The organism is Ruegeria sp. BK1 (assembly GCF_056535645.1).
Window position 1 is genome coordinate 3,113,895 of sequence record NZ_JBQFIS010000001.1, and the last position, 8,606, is coordinate 3,122,500.

At 58.3% G+C, this 8,606-nt stretch carries 8 protein-coding genes (1 of these 8 only partly in view); 4 read left to right on the top strand and 4 right to left on the bottom strand.

Annotated features, from left to right (window positions below; translation table 11 throughout):
* Position 1: 1 nt before the first annotated feature.
* On the bottom strand, positions 2 to 1,255 hold the full coding sequence (locus ACR3E7_RS15450) for a DNA polymerase IV (RefSeq protein WP_480504082.1): 1,254 nt from the start codon (positions 1,253 to 1,255) through the stop codon (positions 2 to 4).
* A gap of 358 nt (positions 1,256 to 1,613) precedes the next feature.
* Positions 1,614 to 2,318 carry an orotidine-5'-phosphate decarboxylase gene (pyrF, locus tag ACR3E7_RS15455; RefSeq protein WP_480504081.1) on the bottom strand — a complete coding sequence of 235 codons (705 nt, stop codon included), beginning with the start codon at positions 2,316 to 2,318 and terminating at the stop codon, positions 1,614 to 1,616.
* Positions 2,319 to 2,462: 144 nt separating this feature from the next.
* On the opposite strand from pyrF, the gene ACR3E7_RS15460 reads away from it, so the two are divergent.
* Positions 2,463 to 2,783, top strand: coding sequence for a hypothetical protein (locus ACR3E7_RS15460; RefSeq protein WP_170790496.1), 321 nt, complete (start codon positions 2,463 to 2,465; stop codon positions 2,781 to 2,783).
* Positions 2,784 to 2,910: 127 nt separating this feature from the next.
* Positions 2,911 to 5,529, top strand: a complete 2,619-nt coding sequence (clpB, locus tag ACR3E7_RS15465; RefSeq protein ID WP_170790497.1) for an ATP-dependent chaperone ClpB — start codon at positions 2,911 to 2,913, stop codon at positions 5,527 to 5,529.
* An 82-nt stretch (positions 5,530 to 5,611) separates the two neighbouring features.
* Here the strand turns inward: clpB and ACR3E7_RS15470 are convergent, their stop codons facing one another.
* Both ACR3E7_RS15470 and ACR3E7_RS15475 read right to left on the bottom strand, forming a co-directional pair.
* Positions 5,612 to 6,427, bottom strand: a complete 816-nt coding sequence (locus tag ACR3E7_RS15470) for a cyclase family protein (protein WP_480504080.1) — start codon at positions 6,425 to 6,427, stop codon at positions 5,612 to 5,614.
* A 245-nt stretch (positions 6,428 to 6,672) separates the two neighbouring features.
* On the bottom strand, positions 6,673 to 6,864 hold the full coding sequence (locus ACR3E7_RS15475; protein ID WP_170775519.1) for a hypothetical protein: 192 nt from the start codon (positions 6,862 to 6,864) through the stop codon (positions 6,673 to 6,675).
* 331 nt (positions 6,865 to 7,195) lie between these two features.
* Between ACR3E7_RS15475 and msrP the strand changes: the two genes are divergently transcribed.
* Positions 7,196 to 8,107: a protein-methionine-sulfoxide reductase catalytic subunit MsrP gene (gene msrP, locus ACR3E7_RS15480; protein WP_480504079.1), complete on the top strand. Its 912-nt coding sequence runs from the start codon at positions 7,196 to 7,198 to the stop codon at positions 8,105 to 8,107.
* Between the two features lie 4 nt (positions 8,108 to 8,111).
* A protein-coding gene (gene msrQ, locus ACR3E7_RS15485) for a protein-methionine-sulfoxide reductase heme-binding subunit MsrQ (protein WP_170787493.1) crosses the window boundary here: on the top strand, positions 8,112 to 8,606 show its 5' portion. Its footprint extends 120 nt past the window's final position; the window shows 495 of its 615 coding nt (coding positions 1-495); its start codon is at positions 8,112 to 8,114; the stop codon falls past the right edge of the window.

Here is an 8,606-nt window from a genome sequence, read left to right on the forward strand (position 1 = left end):
ATCAGCGCAGCGCCCGTCCTTTCACGATAGCGTCGGTCCCGAAGCGGCGGCGAATTTCGTCCGTGGCACGCTCGGCCTGTGATCTTTGGGCGGCACCAGGATCCAGCAGATCGCCCGAGATATCGGCTTGATGTTCCGGGCACAAATCCGACAGACCACAGCCCAGCAACCGATATGGCCCCTGTTCCCCAACCTGATCGAACAGCGCGCGCGCCGTGCGATATATACGATCAGCAATCTGGGTTGGGTCCCGCAGGGATACCCGTCGCGTGATGATCTTGTGGTTGGCTCGTTTCAGTTTAAGGGTTACGACCCGTCCGGCTAGCCCTTTGGCCTTGGCCCTGTCGGCGACCTTTTCCGACATGCGCCAAAGATGTCCGTCCAGAATGTCGAGGCTGGCGGTGTCTTCGAAAAAGGTCGTCTCATTGCTGATGGATTTCATCGGTTCATGGGCCGAAACGCGGCGTTTGTCCTGACCGCGGGCCAGATGCCACAGCCGATAGCCCATCGCGCCAAATCTGGCCGTCAACGCCTCCTGATCCCAGCGCAACAGGTCCGAGAAACTGCGAATACCGGCACGGTCCAGCGATTCCTGCGCGGCGGGGCCGATACCCCAGATCAGGCGCACTGGTTTGTCATACAGAAACTCTGCCGTCTCAGCCCGGCCAATCACTGAAAACCCGCGTGGCTTGTCCAGATCCGAGGCTACCTTGGCCAGAAACTTGTTGTGCGAAAGCCCGATTGACCCGGTCACGCCCAGCTCGTCTTTCATGCGCTTGACCAAACGCGCCAGCATCACTGCCGGTGGCGCTCCGTGCAGGCGTTCGGTGCCAGAGAGGTCCATGAAGGCCTCGTCCAGCGACAGGGGTTCAACTACCGGGGTCAGTTCATCCATCATCTTGCGGATATCGCGCGAAACCTCAGCGTAGACGGACATGCGTGGTTTGATCACCACCGCATCGGGGCAGAGTTGCAGCGCCTTGAACATGGGCATGGCCGAGCGCACGCCGCGAATACGGGCCACATAGCACGCCGTGGACACAACCCCGCGCTTACCGCCACCGATGATGACCGGCTTATCGGCCAGTTCTGGGTTGTCCCGTTTTTCGACCGAGGCATAGAAGGCGTCGCAATCCATATGCGCAATTGTCAGGTCGAACAGCTCTGGATGCGACTTGATCCGCGGGCTGCCACACGCGGGGCAGCGCCTGTCATCGATGACTGTGGTCAGGCAATCTCGGCAAAGACCGGGCATGGATGTCTTCCCGCCTTCAAAGCGATCGGTTCATGAGCGCGACTATACCAACCCCACCGCCACGCAAAAGCCCAAGGCCGGATTCCAGGTGCGATCTGGTGGAAAAGAAGACCCCCCGCGCGTTGCGGGGGGAGGTGACGGACCTCAGGAAGAGACGGTCCGCGGGGAGTATCACGAGACCAGATTCGCTGAAAAACAGAGGTTTCGATAGGATCGAGTTCACACAAGGAAAACAGGCAGTTTTCATGTGTGTTTTCGGGCACAGGGACGATTTGGCGCGGTTTTCATTAAAAGTGACGTTAGGTCAACTGCTTGGCAGCCAGAAACCGGTGTTTTTGGCGGTTTCTAACGTCCGCGTTTAGTGCCGTATCAAGGAATTTAACTCGGCAAGAACCGCTTGGGCGGCGGCTTTCGGGTCCTCTGCCTGATAGATCGGGCGGCCCACAACGATGTGGTCTGCGCCATCTGCAATAGCACTGGCTGGGGTGGCAACGCGTTTCTGATCGCCAAGCGCAGCCCCTGCCGGACGAACGCCGGGGGTGACGATCAATCGACCTTCGGCCTGAGGCAGGGCGCGGATCAGCGCAGCCTCTTGCGGGCTGGCGATGACGCCATCTGCCCCGGCCTCAAGCGCCTTGGCTGCGCGTTCCACCACCAGCTCCTGGACATCGCCCGCCTTCAACAAACTGGCGTCCAGATCGTCGCGATTCAGCGACGTCAGGATGGTTACAGCCAGGATTTTCAGATCCTTGCCCGAGGCGCCCTCTTTCGCGGCGCGCACCACGTGGGGATCGCCATGAACTGTGAGGAAATCCAGATCGAACTGCGCCAACCCACGCACCGCGTTTTCGACCGTGTTGCCGATGTCGAACAGCTTCATGTCCAAAAAGATGCGCTTGCCGTGATCCTGTTTCAGCTCATTGGCCAGCGCCAACCCGCCGCCCGTTAGCATGCCAAGCCCGATCTTATAGAAGGAAACGCTGTCTCCCAACCGCTCGGCCATGGCCAGACCTTGCAGGGCGTTCGGGACATCTAGGGCTACGATCAGGCGGTCGTCGGACATGGGGGTGCTCCGTTTTTTGGCAAACGTCTGCGTCCTAGCGGGTTTGGGGGTCTGTGTCCATGTGGGATGGGTAGGTGATTCAGATCACGGCAGCGCATTCAGGCTGTGCTATACTATTCGCACATTGAAGGAACGGATTTGCAAATGAAACAACTTGCGCCCACCGCGTTTGCTCTGGTGCTGGCAGGATGTCAGGACATGCCGCTGGAAACCGAGGCTGCCGATACAGTGGTCAGAACGCCCACCAACGAAAACCTGCGTCTGGTGCGAGGGTATCGTTCGACCGATGACGATTGTCAGATCACGGGTGAAACGGCCTTTACCGTCGACTTTCTGGACGATGCGGCGGACCTTGTGTCTTGTCCCGAAGGCGGCAGTGCGGCTCAGTCTCTGGTCGACATGTACGGCGCGCGACAGGTGGCGGAAACGGGGGGCTATGCGGTCTATTCCGTGCCGCGCAGATAGGGGTCGAATATACGCCTCCGCCTCTTGAACCGGGACAGATATTTCCCAGATTGAATGTGAGGCCCAAAACCGACGCGTGCCGCCAGGCGGGCGCATCAAAACAGGGCGCTTGGAAAAGGAGAATAAAATGGACTTGAACAAGTTCACCGAGCGGGCACGGGGTTTCGTGCAAGCGGCGCAGACTATTGCGATGCGGGAAGAGCATCAGCGTCTGACGCCCGAACATTTGCTGAAAGCATTGATGGATGACGATCAGGGGCTGGCCAGCAACCTGATCACGCGGGCCGGTGGTGCGCCCAGCCGTGTGGTGAACGCGCTGGACGCTTCGATGGCGCGCATTCCAAAGGTCAAAGGCGACACAGGTCAGGTCTATCTGGACGGCCAGACCGCAAAGGTTCTTGCCGAGGCCGAAAAGATTGCAACCAAGGCGGGCGACAGTTTTGTCCCTGTCGAACGCATTCTGATGGCGCTGTGCATGGTGAAATCCAAGGCTAAAGAGGCTTTGGAAGATGGTGCCGTGACCGCGCAGAAACTGAATGAGGCGATCAACGATATCCGCAAGGGGCGCACAGCCGATACCGCGTCGGCGGAAGAAGGCTATGACGCACTCAAGAAATATGCGCGCGATCTGACCGAGGCTGCGGCCGAAGGCAAGATCGATCCGATCATTGGGCGGGATGAGGAAATCCGCCGCTCGATGCAGGTTCTGTCGCGTCGAACCAAGAACAACCCGGTTCTGATCGGTGAGCCCGGCGTGGGTAAAACCGCGATCGCCGAGGGCATGGCCCTGCGCATCATTAACGGTGACGTGCCAGAATCGCTGAAGGACAAGAAGCTGCTTGCGCTCGACATGGGAGCGCTGATTGCCGGTGCGAAGTACCGTGGTGAGTTCGAAGAACGCCTCAAGGCCGTGCTGACCGAAGTGACCGAAGCGGCGGGTGAGATCATCTTGTTCATTGATGAGATGCACACGCTGGTCGGCGCTGGTAAATCCGACGGCGCGATGGATGCGGCAAACCTGATCAAACCTGCATTGGCACGTGGTGAGCTGCATTGCATCGGCGCGACAACGCTGGATGAATACCGCAAATACGTCGAAAAAGACGCGGCCCTTGCACGCCGGTTCCAGCCCGTGATGGTACAGGAGCCGACGGTCGAGGACACGATCAGCATCCTGCGCGGCATCAAGGAAAAGTACGAACTGCACCATGGTGTGCGCATATCGGACTCGGCACTGGTGTCGGCAGCGACGCTGTCGCATCGCTATATCACCGATCGGTTCCTGCCCGACAAAGCGATCGACCTTGTCGATGAAGCCGCGTCGCGTCTGCGTATGGAGGTCGATTCGAAGCCCGAAGAACTGGACCAGTTGGATCGCCAGATCCTGCAAATGCAGATCGAGGAAGAGGCGCTGAAACTGGAAGATGATGCGGCCTCGAAGGATCGTCTGGAAACCTTGCAAAAGGATCTGGCCGATTTGCAGGAGAAATCCGCCGAGATGACCGCCCAGTGGCAGGCCGAGCGTGATAAGCTCGCGGGTGCGCGTGATCTGAAAGAACAGCTCGACAAGGCCCGGGCTGATCTTGAGATTGCCAAGCGCGAAGGCAACCTCGCCAAGGCGGGTGAGTTGTCCTATGGCGTTATTCCCCAGCTTGAAAATCAGTTGGCCGACGCTGAGAACAGCGAAAGCAACGCGATGACGGCGGAAGAAACAGTGCGCCCCGAGCAAATCGCTTCGGTCGTTGAACGCTGGACCGGTATCCCGACAGCCAAGATGCTGGAAGGCGAGCGCGAGAAACTGCTGCGGATGGAAGACGACCTGCATTCCCGCGTGATCGGTCAGGATGCCGCCGTCACCGCCGTCGCCAACGCCGTGCGCCGTGCGCGGGCTGGCCTGAATGACGAGAACCGCCCCTTGGGTTCGTTCCTGTTCCTCGGCCCGACCGGTGTGGGTAAGACCGAGCTGACCAAGGCCGTGGCGAACTTTCTGTTCGACGACGACAACGCGATGGTGCGCATCGACATGTCCGAGTTCATGGAGAAGCATGCGGTCGCCCGTCTGATCGGTGCCCCTCCGGGCTATGTAGGGTATGACGAAGGTGGCGTGCTGACCGAGGCCGTGCGGCGCAGGCCCTATCAGGTCGTGCTGTTTGACGAGGTCGAAAAGGCGCACCCGGATGTGTTCAACGTGCTGTTGCAGGTTCTCGATGATGGTGTGCTGACCGATGGTCAGGGCCGCACCGTGGACTTTAAACAGACGCTGATCATCCTGACGTCGAACCTTGGGTCGCAGGCGCTTAGCCAGTTGCCCGAAGGAGCCGACAGTGCGCAGGCGCGGCGGGATGTGATGGATGCGGTCCGAGCCCATTTCCGGCCCGAATTCCTCAACCGTCTGGATGAGACCATCATCTTTGACCGGCTCAAGCGGGCCGATATGGATGGCATCGTCGATATCCAGATGGCACGTCTGCAGAAACGACTGGCCGCCCGCAAGATCGAGCTGGCGCTGGATGATGGTGCCAAGCAATGGTTGGCCGATGAAGGCTATGACCCGGTCTTTGGCGCGCGTCCGCTGAAACGCGTGATCCAACGCGCGCTTCAGAACCCGCTGGCCGAGGCGTTGCTGGCCGGTGAAATCAAGGATGGTGAAACCGTCCCTGTCTCGGCAGGTTCGGATGGCCTGATCATCGGCGACCGCCTGGGCACCTCGGACCGCCCAAGGCCAAATGACGCGGTCGTGCACTGAGGCAAAAGGAAGAACCCGCCTTCACGGCGGGTTTTTCTGTTTCGTAGAGCTCTTTCCACTGGCTATCGTTTGACAGAACTTGTCAAACCATCGCAAAAATGCGCGCGGGTCCGCCGGTTCCGCCCGCATGTGTCGGCGCGCCGACGACGAGCGTTGCGCCAGAGGCCGGAATGCGGTCCAGCCCGGCGATATTTTCGATCCCGAAACGACCGGTGGATAACCACGCATAGTGCGTATCAAAGGTTGCCGAGGGGCCGTGGTCCAGTGACAGCGTGTCCGAGGCGATTGAGCGTGCACCAGTTTCCTCGATCAACATCTGTGCCGCCTCGACGTGGAAACCGGGATAGTGCTGTGCCTGCCCGTCAAACCCGCGATAGGCGTCGCTGTCGACCTTGGCGGCCCAGCCAGAATACAGGGCCAAACAGGCCCCGTCCGGAATATCGCCGTGACTGGCCATCCATGCCTTTAGGTCATCGGGTGTCAGCAGCGTATCTGCGTCCTCAGCCGCGCGGGCGGCAATATCGACCACACATAGTGGGGCGATCAGGTCAGAGACCGGAATTTCATCCACCGACGCCCCATCCGCCGAGAAATGCAGTGGCGCATCGACATGGGTGCCGGTATGTTCGTTCACTGTGATCCGCTGAAGATTGAAGCCGTGTTCGCCGAAGTTGTAGATTTGTTCGGCGGAATAGCCCGGCTCTCCGAAATAGGTCGGGAAATCCGGGCTGATCGTGTGGGTCATATCCTCGACCTTGCCATGCCCTGAGGCCATAGCGGCGGGTGCGGTGACCCCTCCGGCGGCAACGGCCACACCCGACGCAGCGGCGGCCTTGAAGAAACTGCGCCGTGAAAGCATTCGGTCCTTGACCGCATTCATTACACAGATGTCACACATATTCGTCTTCTCCCTGTCCAGCGTTAGATCCGGGGCTGATCATTCGAATTTTCAGCGTACCCGGCAATCAGAGTGCAAGGCTGGGAAATGGCCTGTAAAGGCTTAATCTGTTATGTTTAAAATTCATATTATTGAATTAAAATGATATTTTGGGAAAAACTGATGGGCTGAAAACGAATAACCCGCCGATGAATGGCGGGTTATTGTGCGAATATCGACGTGTTCGGTTTTTAGATCATGCGTGATCAGGTGCCCGACGGAAGGGCGTTCAGATCCTGAGCGTTGCTTTCGTCCAGGCCAGTGTCGTCGCCGATTTCCTCGCAGGTTACGGGGAATGTTTCATTCGAATCGCAGCCGCTGATGGGATATGTTTCATTCTCAGCGCAGGCGGCGATGAACAGCACCAGCGACAAGCCCGCAAGCATTTTCGTTTTCATGTCTCGTCCTTTCCGATCGTATTCTCGTCGTTTCCCTTGGCGCCAACTGCGATGCCAGCCATATACGGCAGCCTACTCTGTCCCTTCGCGCCCTTAGAAAACTTACGCTTCCGGATTGGGCATTGGCTAGCGGGAATATCAACCTTGACGCTAGGTCTTATTGGTCAAAACGCTCGAAATCGCGCGAATCTGTACCGTTATCTCTCAATATGAGTTTCCCGAGTGGCGGATACGTTACAGCCTCTTCTCCCAATCGTGACGCATGTTGCCTTGGTCCTGTGCTATGAGCGCACTAATTGGACTCTAATACAGAACGATCACGGAGACGCAGATGGCGCATCGCTGGACCAATAATTTGACACGTGCAGACGTTACCCCTCGGGCGGCGTTTATGAACCGGCGGCAGGTGATGGCCGGGCTTGCAGGTGTCGGCTTGGCAGGGATGGCGCAGAAAGGTGCGGCCGAAGAGGCGGCCGAGGATCTGGTGCCCAACACCTGGGAAGAGATCACGTCTTACAACAACTATTATGAGTTCGGTACGCGCAAGGATGATCCTGCGAAATACGCCCACACGCTGGTAACGGAACCCTGGAGCGTGCAGATCGATGGATTGGTCGACCGTCCCGGCGAATATGATTTCAAGGATATCATGTCTGAGATGACGGTCGAAGAACGCATCTATCGTTTTCGCTGCGTCGAGGCCTGGTCAATGGTGGTGCCCTGGAACGGGTTTGAGCTGGCCGATCTGCTGAACATGGCCGGAGTGCAGGAAGGAGCCAAGTTTGTTGCCTTCGAAACCGCATACCGTCCTGATGAGATGCCCGGCGTGCAATACCCGGTGCTCGATTGGCCCTATCGCGAAGGATTGCGATTGGATGAGGCGATCCACCCGCTTACGATCATGGCGACAGGCATCTATGATCGTCCAATTCCGAACCAAAACGGCGCACCTCTTCGACTCGTCGTGCCTTGGAAATATGGCTTCAAGTCGATCAAGTCGATTGTTCGGATTACCCTGACGGACGTTGAGCCTCCGACAAGCTGGAACATGGCCAATCCGCGCGAATATGGCTTCTATAGTAATGTGAACCCGAATGTGGATCACCCGCGCTGGTCTCAGGCGTCGGAACGTACCATCGGGGGCGGGCTGTTCTCGAAACGTATTCCGACACTGATGTTCAACGGCTACGAGGCCGAAGTCGCCGGTCTTTACGAAGGCATGGATCTGTCGGAATACTATTAGGCGCATGCAGACCGTGAACCAGATACTCCGCCGAGTGCCTGTTTGGGCTGTCTACCTGCTGGGCCTGATCCCGGCACCGTGGCTGTTCTATCAGGGTTTGACCGGAGGGCTGGGTATTGATCCGATTGAGGCGCTGGAACATCGCTATGGCGAGTTGGCGTTACAGCTGTTGATTGTCGTGCTTGCGGTGTCCCCGTTGCGGCGGTTTTCGGGACTGAACCTGACGAAGTTCCGTCGCGCTTTGGGGGTGCTGACCTTCGTCTATGTTAGTCTGCATCTGTTGGTATGGTTGGTTTTGGATGTGCAACTGCCGAGCCAGATCTGGGCCGACATCCTCAAACGTCCCTATATCACGGTGGGCATGGCCGGATTTCTTCTGCTGCTGCCCCTGGCTGTGACTTCAAATAATCTGTCGGTGCGCCGTTTGGGTCCACGCTGGCGCGTTCTACAACGTCTGGTCTATCCAGCTGCGATTTTGGGCGGGCTGCATTACGTGATG

Bases quoted from the DNA above. Each gene is read 5' to 3' on its own strand.
- ACR3E7_RS15450 (WP_480504082.1), bottom strand. From the start codon at position 1,255: ATGCCCGGTCTTTGCCGAGATTGCCTGACCACAGTCATCGATGACAGG.
- pyrF (WP_480504081.1), bottom strand. From the start codon at position 2,318: ATGTCCGACGACCGCCTGATCGTAGCCCTAGATGTCCCGAACGCCCTG.
- ACR3E7_RS15460 (WP_170790496.1), top strand. From the start codon at position 2,463: ATGAAACAACTTGCGCCCACCGCGTTTGCTCTGGTGCTGGCAGGATGT.
- clpB (WP_170790497.1), top strand. From the start codon at position 2,911: ATGGACTTGAACAAGTTCACCGAGCGGGCACGGGGTTTCGTGCAAGCG.
- ACR3E7_RS15470 (WP_480504080.1), bottom strand. From the start codon at position 6,427: ATGTGTGACATCTGTGTAATGAATGCGGTCAAGGACCGAATGCTTTCA.
- ACR3E7_RS15475 (WP_170775519.1), bottom strand. From the start codon at position 6,864: ATGAAAACGAAAATGCTTGCGGGCTTGTCGCTGGTGCTGTTCATCGCC.
- msrP (WP_480504079.1), top strand. From the start codon at position 7,196: ATGGCGCATCGCTGGACCAATAATTTGACACGTGCAGACGTTACCCCT.